Genomic DNA, 15,944 nt, shown 5'->3' with positions numbered 1-15,944 from the left:
GCTCCGCTCCAGGCTCTTAAGCGTTGGAGGGGCTGGAAGGTGGGGCTCCAGGCTCGGGTCCTTGAGCGTCGGAGGGGCTGGAAGGTGGGGCTTCGTCCCAGGCTCGGGTCCTTGAGCGTTGGAGGGGCTGGAAGGTGGGGCTTCGCCCCTGGGCCCCGGGGGGCTGGGGCGGAGCCCCAAGTCGGGGTCTGGGGCGGAGCCCCGGTTTCGGGAAGGGGCGGGTAGGGGAGCAGCTCGCCGCAGGCGACGTGGCCTCAGCCGCCCCCGGACGCCCCCTAGGCCGCGCCCCCGGCCGCCCGACTCCGCGCCTCCACCCCATGCGCCGACGCCGTGGACCCGCGCACCACCAACTCGGGCAGGAAGACGAACTCGCTGGGCGGCGCCGGGGTGCCGCCGATCTCCTCCAGCAGCGCCCGCACCGCCGCCTGCCCCATCGACTGCACCGGCTTACGGATCGTGGTCAGCGGTGGATCGGTGAAGGCGATCAGCGGGGAGTCGTCGAAGCCGACCACCGAGACGTCCTGAGGGACCGCGAGACCCTGCCGCCGGGCCGCCCGGATGGCGCCCAGCGCCATCATGTCGCTCGCGCACACCACCGCCGTACAGCCCCGCTCGATCAGCGCGGTCGCCGCCGCCTGACCGCCCTCCAGGGTGTACAGCGAATGCTGGATCAGCTCCTCGGACTCGGCCGGGGAGAGCCCCAGCCGGTCCCGCATCGCCTGCTGAAAGCCTTCGATCTTGCGCAGTACGGGTACGAATCGCTTCGGCCCGAGCGCGAGACCGATCCGGGTGTGCCCGAGCGAGACCAGATGGGTGACCGCCAGCCCCATCGCCGCCCGGTCGTCGGGCGAGATGAACGGCGCCCGCACCTTCGGCGAGAAGCCGTCCACCAGGACGAACGGCACACCCTGGCCGCGCAGCTGGTCATAGCGCTGCATATCGGCCGAGGTGTCCGCGTGCAGCCCGGAGACGAAGATGATCCCGGCCACCCCCCGGTCCACCAGCATCTCGGTCAGCTCGTCCTCCGTCGAGCCGCCGGGGGTCTGGGTGGCCAGCACCGGGGTGTAGCCCTGCCGGGTGAGCGCCTGCCCGATGACCTGGGCGAGCGCGGGGAAGATCGGGTTCTCCAGCTCGGGCGTGATCAGTCCCACCAGTCCGGCGCTGCGCTGCCGCAGCCGCACCGGCCGCTCATAGCCGAGGACGTCCAGAGCGGCGAGGACGGACTCGCGGGTGGCCGCCGCCACCCCCGGCCTGCCATTGAGGACGCGGCTGACGGTGGCTTCGCTGACCCCCGCCTGGGCTGCGATGTCAGCAAGCCGTGCGGTCATGGAGTGGGACTGTACCGGTCGCATGTCAGATTGCCCACCACGCGCACGAATCAGGCGGAATGCACACGGTTCCGGCCTGGTACGCCAGCGGCGCCGACGAGAGCAGCGCACGCCCCGGAACCGGCAGTTCGACCTCCTCTCCGAGCGTGTTGAGCGTGCACACCAGGCCGGGCCGGGACAGCGCGAGCACCCCCGCCGGGGCGTCCAGCCAGCTCATCGGGCCGTCCCCGAGACCCGGCAGCTCACGGCGCAGCGCGAGCGCGTCCCGGTACAGCTCCAGCGTGGAGCCGGGGTCGCCGGTCTGTGCCTCGACGGACAGCTCGGCCCAGTCCTCCGGCTGGGGCAGCCAGCTGCCGCCGGGGCCGAAGCCGTAGGAGTCGCCGGAGCGGGTCCAGGGCAGCGGCACCCGGCAGCCGTCGCGGAAGCCGTCCTGACCGTCCTGGCCCTCCTGCCCCTCGGCGGAGGTGCGGAAGAAGGCCGGGTCCTGGCGCAGCTCGTCCGGCAGCTCGGTCACCTCGGGCAGGCCCAGCTCCTCGCCCTGGTAGAGGTAGGCCGAGCCGGGCAGCGCCAGGATGAGCAGGGCCGCGGCACGGGCGCGGGCGAGCCCCCGCTCCGGGCCGCCACCGGCTCCGTCGGCGTAGCGGGTGGGGTGCCGGACCACGTCGTGGTTGGAGAGCACCCAGGTGGTGGGGGCGCCGACGGAACCGGTGGCGGCCAGCGACTCGTCGATCACCTCGCGCATCGCCGCCGCGTCCCACGGGCACTTCAGGAACTGGAAGTTGAACGCCTGGTGCAGCTCGTCGGGGCGTACGTAGAGGGCCAGCCGCTCGGCGGTGGGCGCCCATGCCTCGGCGACGCCGATCCGGTCACCGGGGTAGGAGTCCAGCAGCCGCCGCCAGGAGCGGTGGATCTCGTGCACCCCGTCCTGGTCGAAGAACGGCAGCACCTGGGAGCCGATCAGCTTGGCCTGTTCGGTGTGGCCGATGTCGGGCAGCCCGGCGGCCTTGACCATGCCGTGTGCGACATCGATACGGAAGCCGTCCACGCCCAGATCCAGCCAGAAGCGCAGCACCGAGTCGAACTCCGCGCGGACCTCGGGGGAGTCCCAGTTGAGGTCGGGCTGCTGGGGGGCGAACAGGTGCAGGTACCACTCGCCGGGGGTGCCGTCCGGAGCGGTGGTACGGGTCCAGGCGGGGCCGCCGAAGACCGACTCCCAGTCGTTCGGCGGCAGTTCGCCGTGGGCACCGCGGCCGGGGCGGAAGTGGTAGCGGGCGCGGGCCGCGCCGCCGGGCCGCTCGGCCAGCGCCTCGCGGAACCATGGGTGCTGGTCCGAGCTGTGGTTCGGGACGACGTCCACGATCACCTTCAGCCCCAGCTCATGGGCGGTGCGCACCAGGTCGTCGGCGTCGCCGAGGGAGCCGAAGAGCGGGTCCACGGCGCGGTAGTCCGCCACGTCGTAGCCGCCGTCGGCCTGCGGGGAGGCGTAGAAGGGGGTCAGCCAGACGGCGTCCACACCCAGCCCGGCGAGGTGCGGCAGCCGCTCCCGCGCCCCGCGCAGATCGCCGATCCCGTCGCCGTCGCTGTCGGCGAAGGAGCGTACGTACACCTGGTAGATGACGGCGTCGCGCCACCATCCGTGGCCTTCGGACGGGCGCGCCGGCTCGGTGGCAAGGGAGGTCGTGAGCTCCTGGGTCATGGCGCGAACGTAACAGCTCTGCAATGCCTTGCGGAAGAGCTTGCAGGGCGCGCTGGTGCCCTCCGGGGGGTGCTCCGGTCGTGCTGTGGGCGTACGTCAAGCGCCATAACGGGACCCGTCAAGCGCCTACCGGGACCTGTCAAGCGCCGCAACGGAGCGGAGCGGCTACCGCGGGGACACGCGGACGTAACGATGCCGGGCGCCTTGCAGAAATTTGCCGCAAGGTCTTTCGGTGAGCTTGCGGCCCTGTTACGTTCCTCCGCAACTTGGGGCCGCGAGGGAGCGGCCGGCTTTGGAGGAGTTCAGATGCGACGTGGCATAGCGGCCACCGCACTCGTCGCGGCCATGGCGCTCGCGGCGACGGCGTGCGGCGGTGACGACGGCGACAGCGGCGACAAGAAGTCCGGCGGCCGGCTCTCCGGCACCGTGACGTACTGGGACACGTCGAACGACGCGGAGAAGGGCGCGTACAAGGAGCTCGCCCTGGGCTTCGAGAAGAAGCACCCCGACGTCAAGGTCAACTACGTCAATGTGCCCTTCGGCGAGGCGCTGGCCAAGTTCAAGAACGCCGCGGGCTCCGGCGGCTCCGGCGCGCCCGATGTGCTGCGCACCGAGGTGGCCTGGACCCAGGACCTGGCCAACATCGGCTATCTCGCCCCGCTGGACGGCACCCCCGCCCTCGCCGACCAGTCCGACTATCTGCCCAAGGCGCTCGCAGGCGCCAAGTTCAAGGGCAAGACCTACGCCGTACCGCAGGTCATCGACACCCTCGGCCTCTTCTACAACAAGAAGATGCTGAAGGACGCCGGGGTCCAGCCGCCCAAGGACTGGACCGAGCTCAAGGCCGCCGCCAAGAAGATCAAGGAGAAGACCGGCAAGACCGGCCTCTATCTGCGCGGCGACGACGCCTACTGGTACCTGCCCTTCATCTACGGCGAGGGCGGCGACCTCCTCGACACCGGCGCCAAGAAGGTCACCGTCGACGACGAGCCCGGCATCAAGGCGTTCGCGGCCGCCCGCGATCTGGTCACCTCCAAGGCGGCGGAGACCGACGCCACCGACGGCTGGGACAACATGCAGAACGCCATCAAGAACGGCGACGTCGCGATGACGATCAACGGGCCGTGGGCGATCGAGGACACCCTGGCGGGCAAGGCGTTCAAGGACAAGTCCAACCTCGGAGTGGTCCCGGTCCCGGCGGGCAGCAAGGGCCAGGGCGCCCCGCAGGGCGGTCAGAACCTCACCGTCTACGCCGGGTCGAAGAACCTCGACGCCTCCTACGCCTTCGCGCAGTACATGAGCTCGGCCGAGGTGCAGGCCAAGACCACCGAGAAGCTCTCCCTGCTGCCCACCCGCACCTCCGTCTACTCCAACAAGACGGTCGCCGCGAACCCGAACGTGAAGTTCTTCAAGGCCGCGGTCGACAAGGCGGTAGAGCGCCCCTGGATCCCCGAGGGCAACAGCCTCTTCCAGGCGATCCTGGTGCAGTTCCCGGGCGTCCTCACCGGCAAGACCTCACCGGAGAAGGCCGCCAACGCGGTCGGTGACGCGTACCGCAAGCTCCTCAAGGGCGACTGGAAGTAGGGCCGGTGACGATGGCTGTCGACACCAGCCGGCCGCTGGACCCGGCCGCGGGCGCGAAGGGCGCCCGCGGCCGGGGCGGCCGGGTTCGCAAGGCCGGCACCCCACCGCCGCGCCGGATCCGCAACGCGCTCGCCCGCCACTGGTACGCCTGGGCCATGGTCGCGCCCGTCGTGCTCGTCATCGGGCTGATCATCGGCTATCCGCTGGTCCGCGGCGTCTATCTGTCGCTCACCGACGCCAACGAGGCCAATGTCGAGCGCACCATCGGGATCAACCACATCCCCGCCACCTACAAGACGGTCGGCCTCGACAACTTCCGGGCGATCCTCAAGGACCAGGTCTTCTGGGACCGGCTGAGCTGGACCGTCACCTGGACCGTCAGCTGTGTGGCGCTCACCTTCGCGATCGGCCTGGGCCTGGCCGTACTGCTCAACCGGCGGTTCGCCGGGCGCACCCTCTACCGGTCGCTGCTGATCCTGCCCTGGGCCGTCCCCGCCTTCGTCTCCGTCTTCGCCTGGCGGCTGCTCTACAACGAGAAGAACGGCATCCTCAACAAGGTGCTGCACGGCGGCGGGATCGACGCGGTGCCCTGGCTGAACGACCCCACCATGGCCAAGGTCTCGGTGATCGCCGTGAACATCTGGCTCGGGGTGCCGTTCATGCTGGTCGCGCTGCTCGGCGGGCTCCAGTCCATCCCCGGTGAGCTGTACGAGGCCGCCGAGATGGACGGGGCGAGCCCCTGGCAGCGGTTCCGCCACATCACCCTGCCCGGGCTGCGCTCGGTCAGCTCCACCGTGGTTCTGCTGTCGACCATCTGGACGTTCAACATGTTCCCGGTGATCTTCCTGCTGACCCGCGGCGGACCCGGCGACTCCACCGAGATCCTGGTGACGTACGCCTACCGGCTCTCCTTCGTCAACAGCCCGCGCGACTTCGCCGGCGCCTCGGCCTGGGGTGTGCTGATCCTGCTCATCCTCATGCTCTTCGCGGTGATCTACCGCCGTTCGCTCCGCAAGCAGGGAGAGGTCTGGTAGCCATGCGCGACCAACGACGCGGCCCGCTCGCCTCCGTCGGGCTGCACACCACGCTCGTCATCGCCTCCGCGGTCGCGGTCTTCCCGCCGCTGTGGCTGGTGGTGACCTCGTTCAAGCCCAAGAGCGAGGCGTTCAGCACCGATGTGGTCAAGGACCCGACGCTGCGGAACTACCAACACGTCCTGGGCGACACCGAGTTCCTGACCTGGTTCGGCAACTCGCTGTTCATCGTGGTCATCACCACGCTCCTGGGCGTCTTCGTCGCGGCCACCACCGGCTACGCCGTCAGCCGCTTCCGGTTCCCCGGGATGCGCCCGCTGATGTGGCTGCTGCTGATCACCCAGATGTTCCCGGTGGCCATCCTCATCGTGCCGCTCTACAACATCATGTCGACGCTGGGCTGGCTCAACCAGCCGATCTCGCTCATCGTCACCTACCTCACCGTGGCCGTGCCGTTCTGCGCCTGGATGATGAAGGGCTTTTTCGACACCATCCCCGTGGAGATCGACGAATCGGGCCGGGTCGACGGGCTCAACCCCTTCGGGACCTTCTGGCGGCTGGTCGTCCCGCTGGCCAAGCCGGGGCTCGCGGTGACCGCGTTCTACACCTTCATCACCGCCTGGGCCGAGGTGGCCTACGCCTCCGCCTTCATGACGGGGGAGGACAACCTCACGCTGGCGGCGGGGCTCCAGACCTTCGTCAACCAGTACACCTCCGACTGGGGCTCCATGACGGCCGCCGCCGTCATGATCGCCATCCCGGCGGCGCTGGTGTTCTCCTGGGCCCAGCGCCATCTGGTGGCGGGGCTCACGGCCGGGGCGACCAAGTCGTGACGGGTCCGTTGGCGGCGGGTCCTTCTACTGCGGTTCCTTCGACTGCGGGTCCTTCGACGGCGAGCGCGCGGGAGGCGGGCGTGTCCGCGGCGGGGGCATCCGCGGCGGGCCCACCGGGGGCTGGCTCACCGGGGGTGGGTCCACCGGAGGCGGGCCCACCGGGGGCAGGCCCATCGGGGGCGCCGCCGCGGCTCGCCGATATCGCCGCCCAGGCCAAGGTCAGCGAGGCCACCGTCAGCCGGGTGCTCAACGGCAAGGCGGGCGTGGCGGCCACCACCCGGCAGCGGGTGCTCGCCGCCCTCGACGTCCTCGGCTACGAACGGCCGGTACGGCTGCGGCGGCGCAGCGCCGGGCTGGTCGGCCTGGTCATCCCGGAGCTGACCAACCCGGTCTTCCCCGCCTTCGCCCAGATCATCGAGCAGGTGCTGGCGGGCCATGGCTACACCCCGATCCTGTGCACCCAGATGCCCGGCGGCGCCACCGAGGACGAGCTGGTGGAGCAGTTGGAGGAGCGCGATGTGGCGGGCATCGTCTTCATGTCCGGACTGCACGCCGACACCACGGCGGACCCCGCCCGCTATGCCCGGCTGGCCGGGCGCAAGGTGCCGTTCGTGCTGATCAACGGCTACCACGAGCACATCCAGGCGACGTTCGTCTCGCCCGACGACCGGGCGGCCGCGCGGATGGCCGTCCGCCACCTGGCCGCGCTCGGCCACCACCGGATCGGCCTCGCGGTGGGGCCTGCCCGCTATGTCCCCGCGCTGCGCAAGGTCGAGGGGTTCCTCGCGGCGAGCGCGGAGCTGCTGGGCCGATCGGCGGACGAGGCACGGGAGTTGGTGCGGCATACGCTCTTCAGCGTGGAGGGCGGGCAGGTGGCGGCGGCCACGCTGCTGGACCAGGGCTGTACGGGCATCGTGTGCGGCAGCGATCTGATGGCGCTCGGGGTGATCCGGGAGGCGGCCCGGCGCGGGCTGCGGGTGCCGCACGATGTGTCGGTGGTCGGTTTCGACGACTCCCCGCTGATCGCCTTCACCGATCCCCCGCTGACCACCGTCCGCCAGCCGGTGCAGTCGATGGCGACGGCGGCGGTGGGGGCGCTGCTGGAGGAGATGGCCGGAAACCCGGTCCAGCACACGGAGTTCGTCTTCCAGCCGGACCTGGTCGTGCGCGGCTCGACGGCGAGGCCGCGCTAGGAGTGCCCGCCGGATAGCGCCGCCTGTGGGCGGGCTATTCCCCTACCCGCCCCTCCCCTCAACTGGGGCTCCGCCCCAGCCCCCGACCGCGCCACAGGTGGCTCGGGGCGAAGCGAAACCGGGGCTCCGCCCCGGGCCCCGGGCGGGCGGCTCGGGTGTGTGCGGGCCTCCGTCCGGTTGTCCGCCGTGCCGATCGGGGTCAGCCCGTTGGTGGGGGTGTTCAGGGTCTCGTCGCTGGCCGCGGGGAGCGGCTGCCCCGTGGACGCTTTGGTTTCCTGCTCACCGGTCGGTCGCTCGACCGCTGCGCCACAGGTGGCTCGGTCGGCGCCCTGGCCGGGGAGCTGATCGCGGCGAGGGTCGGCTCGCCGACGTCTGGGGACCAGGGGAGCGAGCCAGGGGCTCCGCCCCGGGCCCGGCCGGACGGTCCGGGGGCGTGCGGGTGTCCGCTCGGTCTTCCGTTGCGTCGGCGTGCCGATCGCGATCAGCTCGCCGGTGTGGGGGGCCGCGGCGGCGATGGTCGGCTCGTCGGCCCCGGGGGCCACGGGCGGAGCCCCTGTTACGGGAAGGGGCGGGGAGGGGAGAGACTCGCCGGACCCGCCGCCCCAGCGCGTTTGGGGGTGTCCGGGGCTTCGCCCAGGCCCACGCCCCTGGGTCCAGGGGCGGAGCCCGTGTCACGCGGCGGAGCCGCGTATTGAGGCTGGGGAAAGATCCGCACGCCGGGCACCCCGTAGCCGGCACCCCCTGGGAAAACCGATCCGACCGGCCGGGCGCGTGGGGCCCGTTGACCGGGCCCCCGGCCGGCCGGATCGGAGAACGTGGTTGAACGTAACACCGCCGCAATTACTTGCGAAAGGCCTTGCAACAACGAAAACTCGCGAGTACGTTCCCGTCACCACCCCACCACTGACGTCTTGCAGCAAGAACCTTCAACCGGCCTTACGGGCATGGCGCGTTGCCGTACGAGGCTCAATCGGCACCCCCGAACTCCCCCCACGGAGGAACGATGGCCAGCAGCCGCATACCCCTCGCCACCGCACTCGCCCTCGCGGCGAGCGCGGTGACGCTCGTCGCACTGCCCCAGACCGCGCGGGCGACGCCGCCCGGCGCCAAGGACGTCACCGCCGAACTCTTCGAGTGGAAGTACGGCTCCGTCGCCAAGGAGTGCACCAGCACTCTCGGCCCGGCCGGATACGGCTTCGTCGAGGTGTCCCCGGCCACCGAGCACATCCAGGGCGGCCAGTGGTGGACCTCCTACCAGCCCGTCAGCTACAAGATCGCCGGACGGCTCGGCGACCGCGCCGCCTTCAAGAACATGGTCGACACCTGTCACGCGGCGGGCGTGAAGGTCGTGGCCGACGCCGTCATCAACCACATGTCGGCCGGATCCGGCACCGGCACCGGCGGTTCCTCGTACACCAAGTACGACTACCCGGGGATCTACCAGCCCCAGGACATGGACGACTGCACCGCGCAGATCAGCAACTACCAGGACCGCTGGAACGTGCAGCACTGCGAGCTGGTGGGCCTCGCCGACTTGGACACCGGTGAGGAGCACGTCCGCACCCGGCTCGCGCAGTACCTCAACGACCTGCTCTCGCTCGGCGTGGACGGCTTCCGCGTCGACGGTGCCAAGCACATCCCGGCGGACGATCTGGCCGCCATCAAGAGCAAGTTGAGCGACCCGGGCGTCTACTGGAAGCAGGAGGTCATCTACGGCCAGGGCGAGGCGGTCTCGCCGACCGAGTATCTGCGCAACGGCGACGTACAGGAGTTCCGCTACGGCCGTGACCTCAAGCGGGTCTTCCAGGGCGAGAAGCTGGCGTATCTGAAGAACTTCGGCGAGGGCTGGGGCTATATGGCGAGCGGCCAGTCCGGTGTCTTCGTCGACAACTGGGACACCGAGCGCAACGGCTCCACCCTCACCTACAAGAACGGCGCCGACTACACCCTGGCCAACGTCTTCATGCTGGCCTGGCCGTACGGCTCCCCGGACGTCCACTCCGGCTACGAGTTCAGCGACAACGACGCGGGCCCGCCCAACGGCGGTGCGGTGGGCGCCTGCTACCAGGACGGCTGGAAGTGCCAGCACAAATGGCCCGAGATCAAGAGCATGGTCGCCTTCCGCAACACGGCCCGGGGCGCCTCGGTGACCAACTGGTGGGACAACGGCAACAACGCCATCGCGTTCGGACGCGGCGACAAGGCGTACGTGGCCATCAACCACGAGAGCGGCTCCCTCACCCGGACCTTCCAGACCTCGCTCCCGGCGGGGGGCTACTGCGACGTCCAGAGCGGCAAGTCCGTCACGGTCGACTCCTCGGGCCGGTTCACGGCCACGCTGGGCGCCAATACGGCGGTGGCCCTGCACACGGGCGCCCGTAGCTGCGGGTAGGCGGCGGCCTTCACCGACGGGCCCGGGACAGGGGGCTCCGCCCCTGCCCCGGGCCCGGGCCCGGGACACCGATATGCGGCTCCGCCGCGTGGCAGGGGCTTCGCCCCTGGACCCCGGGGTCTGGGGCGAAGCCCCAGTTGAGGGAAGGGGCGGGGAGGGGAAAGCAGCCCGCCGCAGGCCTCAAGATCCGTCGGATACCCCCTGGGGGCGGCCCCCGGCCCCGCCCGGAGAACGGGGCCGCGGGGCCGCGGGGCCCACACCCACATCACACCTCAAGGAGCCACCACGTCCGTGAAACCCGTCAAATCAACCCTGCTTCGTACGGCCGTCGCGCTCGCCACCCTGGCGCTGGGCGCGGCGGCCGTGCCCGCCGTCTCGCAGACCGCCCGGGCCACGGCGGCGACCGCCGCCACCGCCGCCACCGCCGAGGCGCAGTGGATCGACCGCGCCACCGTCGTCTGGAAGGTCGAGCACACCGCCGCGACCGCCGAGGAGCTGCGCTATGCGGGCGGCGGCACGCTGCGGCTGGCCCCGGCCGCCCTGACCGACGCCCAGAAGGCCGCCTACCCGCACCTGGCCGACCGCCCCGCCTACCGCCTCGACCCGCGCGACCGCGACAAGGCCGCCACGGCGCTGCGCGGCCCGCTCAGCGCCGTCCAGCGCGCGGTCGGCGACCGCGACCACGTACTGCACCGCACGGGCGTGCAGATCCCCGGCGTCCTGGACGACCTCTACGCCGACCGGGCGCGCCGGGCCCGCCTCGGCCCGGTCTTCCACGGCGGCCGCCCCACCCTCTCCGTATGGGCGCCAACCGCCCGGAGCGTCTCGCTCGACCTCGACGGGCGCACCGTCGCCATGCGGCGGGACCCCGGCAGCGGGGTGTGGAGCGTCACCGGGAGCCCCGACTGGCGGGACAGGCCGTACCGCTACCGGGTCCGGGTCTGGGCGCCGACCGTCGGGAAGACCGTCACCAACGAGGTCACCGACCCCTACTCCACCGCCCTGACCGCCGACTCCGCCCGCAGCCTGGTCACCGATCTGGCCGATCCCCGGCTCGCCCCCGCCGGCTGGGCGTCGCTGAAGAAGCCCAAGGCGGTCCCGCTGCGCGACGCCCGCATCCAGGAGCTCCAGATCCGCGACTTCTCCATCGCGGACCGCGGCAGCGCCCACCCCGGCCAGTACCTCGCCTTCACCGACCGCGGCTCGGACGGGATGCGGCACCTCACGCGGCTGGCCCGGTCCGGCACCTCGTACGTCCACCTCCTGCCCGCGTTCGACTTCGGCACCGTCCCGGAGCGGCGGTCCGACCAGGCCCGGCCCGGCTGCGAGCTGGCCGCCCTGCCCGCCGACTCCGACCAGCAGCAGAAGTGCGTGGCCCGGACCGCCGGCAGGGACGGCTACAACTGGGGCTACGACCCGCTGCACTACACCGTGCCGGAGGGGTCCTACGCGAGCGACCCGGACGGCCCGGCGCGCACCCGCGAGTTCCGGGGGATGGTGCAGGGGCTGGCCCACGCCGGGCTGCGCACCGTCATGGACGTGGTCTACAACCACACCGTGGCCGCGGGACAGGACGACAAGTCGGTGCTCGACCGCATCGTGCCCGGCTACTACCAGCGGCTGCTGGACGACGGCAGCGTGGCCACCTCCACCTGCTGCCCCGGCACCGCGCCCGAGCACGCGATGATGGGCAAGCTGGTGGTGGACTCGATCGTCACCTGGGCCCGTGAATACAAGGTCGACGGCTTCCGCTTCGACCTCATGGGCCACCACCCCAAGGCCAACATCCTGGCCGTGCGCAAGGCACTCGACGCCCTGACCCCCGCCAAGGACGGGGTGGACGGCAAGTCGATCATCCTCTACGGCGAGGGCTGGAACTTCGGCGAGGCGGCCGACGACGCCCGCTTCGTGCAGGCCACCCAGCGCAACATGGCCGGTACCGGAATCGCCACCTTCAGCGACCGGGCGCGGGACGCGGTGCGCGGCGGCGGGCCGTTCGACGAGGACCCCCGCGTGCAGGGCTTCGCCTCCGGGCTCTTCACCGACCCCAACGGCTCACCCGCCAACGGCGGCCGGGACGAGCAGCGGGCCCGGCTGCTGCACGCCCAGGACCTGATCAAGGTCGGGCTCTCCGGCAACCTCGCCGACTACACCTTCACCGACACCGGCGGACGCCGGGTCAAGGGCTCCGAGGTCGACTACAACGGCGCCCCGGCCGGTTACGCCGCCGCGCCCGGCGACGCGCTCGCCTACACCGACGCCCATGACAACGAGACCCTTTACGACGCGCTCGCCTACAAGCTCCCCGCCACCACCTCGGCCGCCGACCGGGCCAGGGCCCAGGTGGTGGCCCTGGCCACCGCCACCCTCTCCCAGGGCCCGGCGCTCAGCCAGGCGGGCACCGATCTGCTGCGCTCGAAGTCGCTGGACCGCAACTCCTTCGACAGCGGGGACTGGTTCAACGCCATCCACTGGGATTGCGCGTCCGGCAACGGCTTCGGCCGGGGGCTGCCCCCGGCGGCGGACAACGAGCCCAAGTGGTCTTACGCCAAGCCCCTGTTGAGCAATCCGGCGGTACGTCCTGGCTGCTCCGAGATCACGGGCGCCTCGGCGGCCTACCGGGATCTGCTGCGGATCCGCACCACGGAGAAGGCGTTCAGCCAGACCACGGCGGAGGGGGTGCGGCGGGCGCTGTCCTTCCCGCTGTCCGGGACCGGGGAGACGCCGGGTGTCATCACGATGCGGCTCGGCCGGCTCGTCGTGGTCTTCAACGCGACCCCGTCCCGGCAGTCGCAGACCGTCCCCGCTCTGGCCGGGGCCCCGTACGGCCTCCATCCGGTCCAGGCGCACGGCGCCGACGCCACGGTGAGGACGTCCGGCTACGAGCGCGCGACCGGTACCTTCACCGTCCCCGGCCGCACGGTCGCCGTCTTCGCGGCGGCGGGGGCAGCGGGGCGCTGAGCAGATCGACGGCAGGTCGGGGCACGTCCGGCAGAGCGCGACGCCTGCGGCGGGCTGCTGCTCCCCTTCCCGAATCTGGGGCTCCGCCCCAGCCCCCGGGCCGTGCGACCCGGTACGCGGGCGTCCGCCGCGCCGAGCGCGATCAGTCCGCCGTCGCAGGCCTGTAGGCAGCGGGGAGGGGCGGGGAGGGGAAAGCTCCCCTGGGCATTGGCTGCGGGGCAGGCGGCGTCCGATGGATCGTGACGTCTGCGGCGGACTGAGCCTCGATACGCGGCTCCGCCGCGTGGCAGGGCCCGGTCCCAGCCCCCGGGCCGGGCGACCCGGGAGCGTTCGCCTGGTCATCCGCCGCGCCGCCGCGCCGCCGCGCCGAGCGCGATCAGCCCGCCGTCGCAGGCCTGTACGGCCCGACGCTTGGCTCGTCGCACCCCCGCCGGGGTTCAGGGGCGAAGCCTCTGGTAGCGGGGAGCGGTGAGAGCCCCTGGCTTCGGGGTCCAGGGGCGGACCCCCTGGTAGTGGGAAGGGGCGGGGAGGGGAAAATCCCACCGGAGACTCCCTAGCGCAGGGGACCCAGCCGGTCGCCGTTCGCCAGGTGGGCCTTGAGGTCGGCGCGGGCGCCTGCCTTGGCGGGGAGGGTCAGGCCGCGGCCGTAGGTGCGGCCCCGGACGCCGCCGGTGGCGACGATCCCGGTCACCTGGCGGCTTCCGGCGGCCAGCAGGTACCAGTGGCCGGACCGCGCCTTCCATAGCACCCCCGCCAGCACCCGCGGCTCGCGCGGGCCGCAGGCGGGGGAGTCGTCGGCGCCGGCCGCGACCGCGCCCGCCTTGCCGCGGCGGGTGTCCCACGGCTGGAACTGGGCCAGGACCTTGCTGCCCGTGCCCCGCCAGGTGTCGGCGCGGGTGCACAGCCAGGCCGCGTGGCCGCCCGCCTCCGGCAGGGCCTGGGCGGCGAACCGCCAGGCGTTGACCGAGCGCACTCCGCGCGCCCGCATCATCGCCAGCCGGCACCCGGTCCTGGCCCAGCTCCCTCGGGCCGCCCGCCCCGCCACATCGCGCACCCCGGCGCTCGGGGTGCCGTAGGTGAGCCGGGCCGGAGCCAGTTCGCCGAGGTCGGCCACGAGCCGCGAGCCGAACTGGAGCACGGGCCAGCCACGGCAGGGGCGCAGCCGCGGAACGGTGCGCACCGGGTCGGTCACCCCGTCCCCGGTGCGGTGCAGCGGGCGCGGCGCCCCGGCCGGGTGCAGCAGGTCACGCACCCAGGCGTGGCGCACCCAAGGGGCGGTCAGATAGCGGACGTTGCCGTCCGTGCGGCTGAGGACCAGCGCGGTCGAGGTGCCCGCGTCCGCGGCGTCCAGCCGGGCGAAGTCCAGCGCGACCGCGCCGCCCTCACTCGCCTCCGCGTACCGCGCCACCCGCAGCCCGTCGTACAGCAGCACCACCGTGGCCTGGTCCACCTCGCCCGCGAACAGCAGCTGCGGCGGCCCCGACGGCGGCCCGGACTGCGTGCCCATGGTGGCGGACACCCGCACCGAACGGCCCGGCCGCGCCCAGACGGCCAGCGCGCGGCGCAGCAGCGCGGTGTCCCGGACCCGGTCGCCGCGCGCGGGCCAGGAGGAGAAGTCGGCGCGGGACGCGGTGCGCCAGGTGTCGGGCGCGGCGCGGGTCAACCTGTCCGGGTCCAGGGCCCGTTCGGAGGCGGGATTGCGGGCGTACGAGGGCGCGGCGGCGCCGCTCGGCCCCCAGCCCCGCCCCGGCATCCCGAGCAGCGTGCCGCACACCACCAGCGCCACCACGGCCACCAGCACCGCCCGCAGGTGCTGACGGCGGCGCATCAGATCGGTGGGCCGCGCCTGGAGCGAACACGGGTCGAACTCGGCGGACTCCAGCAGCGATTCATCCCGGCTGCCCGCCGGATCCGGCACCGACTCCGCCTCGTCCACCGCCTCCCGCGCGTCGGCGACCCCCGCGGCGCGCAGCAGGGCGCGCGTCTCGTGCTCGTCGAGCTGCTCCAGCTCCAGCAGGACGTACGCGGCGCGGCCGGGGGCGGACAGCTCCGACAGCGCCTTCTCCAGGGCGAGTTCATCGGCGCCGCCGGAGCGCGGGAACAGCCGCAGCCCGAACACCTGCGGCAGCGCCGGGGGCCGCTGCCACCAGGGCCGCTGCCGGGCGGCGCGCAGCGCCAGGCGGAGCACCCGCAGCCGCACATAGGCGTAGCCCGTGTCGGCCCCCGGGCCCTTCGTCCCGCGCTGCCAGGGCAGTTCGACGTCGGGGTGCGGGTCCGGGCCGGTGCCGTAGCCCCGGTTGCGGGGCAGCGCGCGCTGGGCGAGGGCGTGTGCCGCGAGCACCCGGCGGGTGCGCCCGATGCCCGGCGGCAGGATGAGATACGCGAGCCGCACCAGCCGCGGATAGTGCTCGACGATGGCGGCCTCGGCCTGCTCGACGTCGATCAGGCCGGTGGTTTCGTCGTCGGTGGCGACTGTCGCCTGGTGCTGGTCCACGGTTCGTGAACGAGTGGCGGGCCGGGTTGGTCACCTACGGGCGTCCGGCGGCACTTGGCGCCTGCGGCGGGCTGCCCCCCTCCCCGCCCCTTCCCGAAACCGGTGCTCCGCCCCGGGCCCCGGACCGGGGTTCTGTCCCCGGGTGCCGGTTCGGGGTTCTGCCTCCGGGTCCCGGTTCGGGCTCTGCCCCCGGGTCCCGGTCCGGGGTTCTGTCCTCGGGTCCCGGATCGGGGTTCTGTCCCCGGGCCTCGGATCGGGGTCTGCCTCCGGGTCCCGGATCGGGGTCTGCCTCCGGGTCCCGGATCGGGGTTCTGTCCCCGGGTGCCGGTTCGGGCTCTGTCCCCAGGTGCCGGTTCGGGCTCTGCCCCCGGGTCCCGGACCGGGGTTCTGTCCCCAGGTCCCGGTTCGGGCTCTGCCCCCGGGCCCCGG

At 72.6% G+C, this 15,944-nt stretch carries 9 protein-coding genes; 6 read left to right on the top strand and 3 right to left on the bottom strand.

Annotation, left to right across the window (positions count from 1 at the left end):
• Positions 1 to 275: 275 nt before the first annotated feature.
• Complete coding sequence (locus ACJX2R_RS16825) at positions 276 to 1,328, bottom strand: LacI family DNA-binding transcriptional regulator (RefSeq protein ID WP_413100757.1); 1,053 nt, start codon at positions 1,326 to 1,328, stop codon at positions 276 to 278.
• Positions 1,329 to 1,353: 25 nt separating this feature from the next.
• Positions 1,354 to 3,024: a glycoside hydrolase family 13 protein gene (locus ACJX2R_RS16820; protein WP_413100756.1), complete on the bottom strand. Its 1,671-nt coding sequence runs from the start codon at positions 3,022 to 3,024 to the stop codon at positions 1,354 to 1,356.
• 306 nt (positions 3,025 to 3,330) lie between these two features.
• Between ACJX2R_RS16820 and ACJX2R_RS16815 the strand changes: the two genes are divergently transcribed.
• The 6 genes from ACJX2R_RS16815 to pulA all read left to right on the top strand — a co-directional run bounded on the left by ACJX2R_RS16815 (position 3,331) and on the right by pulA (position 13,021).
• Positions 3,331 to 4,608 carry an extracellular solute-binding protein gene (locus ACJX2R_RS16815; protein ID WP_413100755.1) on the top strand — a complete coding sequence of 426 codons (1,278 nt, stop codon included), beginning with the start codon at positions 3,331 to 3,333 and terminating at the stop codon, positions 4,606 to 4,608.
• An 11-nt stretch (positions 4,609 to 4,619) separates the two neighbouring features.
• The gene (locus tag ACJX2R_RS16810; protein WP_413100754.1) at positions 4,620 to 5,642 is read left to right on the top strand and encodes a carbohydrate ABC transporter permease; all 1,023 of its coding nucleotides are present in this window, start codon (positions 4,620 to 4,622) and stop codon (positions 5,640 to 5,642) included.
• A gap of 2 nt (positions 5,643 to 5,644) precedes the next feature.
• Positions 5,645 to 6,475 (top strand): sugar ABC transporter permease, encoded by an 831-nt coding sequence (locus tag ACJX2R_RS16805; RefSeq protein WP_262706176.1) that lies wholly within the window; start codon positions 5,645 to 5,647, stop codon positions 6,473 to 6,475.
• A gap of 134 nt (positions 6,476 to 6,609) precedes the next feature.
• Complete coding sequence (locus ACJX2R_RS16800) at positions 6,610 to 7,668, top strand: LacI family DNA-binding transcriptional regulator (RefSeq protein ID WP_413100753.1); 1,059 nt, start codon at positions 6,610 to 6,612, stop codon at positions 7,666 to 7,668.
• A 1,003-nt stretch (positions 7,669 to 8,671) separates the two neighbouring features.
• Entirely contained in the window at positions 8,672 to 10,060 is a 1,389-nt protein-coding gene (locus tag ACJX2R_RS16795; RefSeq protein WP_413100752.1) for an alpha-amylase, read from the top strand.
• A gap of 291 nt (positions 10,061 to 10,351) precedes the next feature.
• Positions 10,352 to 13,021 (top strand): pullulanase-type alpha-1,6-glucosidase, encoded by a 2,670-nt coding sequence (gene pulA / locus ACJX2R_RS16790; protein ID WP_413100751.1) that lies wholly within the window; start codon positions 10,352 to 10,354, stop codon positions 13,019 to 13,021.
• A 553-nt stretch (positions 13,022 to 13,574) separates the two neighbouring features.
• Here pulA and ACJX2R_RS16785 read toward each other — a convergent pair.
• Positions 13,575 to 15,515: a hypothetical protein gene (locus ACJX2R_RS16785; protein WP_413100750.1), complete on the bottom strand. Its 1,941-nt coding sequence runs from the start codon at positions 15,513 to 15,515 to the stop codon at positions 13,575 to 13,577.
• Between the last annotated feature and the right edge of the window lie 429 nt (positions 15,516 to 15,944).

It is taken from the genome of Streptomyces sp. Inha503 (assembly GCF_047215865.1).
Taxonomy (GTDB): domain Bacteria; phylum Actinomycetota; class Actinomycetes; order Streptomycetales; family Streptomycetaceae; genus Streptomyces; species Streptomyces lycopersici.
This window is presented reverse-complemented; position numbering and strand designations above follow the sequence as displayed.

Excerpts from the sequence above, each read along its gene's own strand:
- ACJX2R_RS16825 (WP_413100757.1), bottom strand. The coding sequence starts at position 1,328 with ATGACCGCACGGCTTGCTGACATCGCAGCCCAGGCGGGGGTCAGCGAA.
- ACJX2R_RS16820 (WP_413100756.1), bottom strand. The coding sequence starts at position 3,024 with ATGACCCAGGAGCTCACGACCTCCCTTGCCACCGAGCCGGCGCGCCCG.
- ACJX2R_RS16815 (WP_413100755.1), top strand. The coding sequence starts at position 3,331 with ATGCGACGTGGCATAGCGGCCACCGCACTCGTCGCGGCCATGGCGCTC.
- ACJX2R_RS16810 (WP_413100754.1), top strand. The coding sequence starts at position 4,620 with ATGGCTGTCGACACCAGCCGGCCGCTGGACCCGGCCGCGGGCGCGAAG.
- ACJX2R_RS16805 (WP_262706176.1), top strand. The coding sequence starts at position 5,645 with ATGCGCGACCAACGACGCGGCCCGCTCGCCTCCGTCGGGCTGCACACC.
- ACJX2R_RS16795 (WP_413100752.1), top strand. The coding sequence starts at position 8,672 with ATGGCCAGCAGCCGCATACCCCTCGCCACCGCACTCGCCCTCGCGGCG.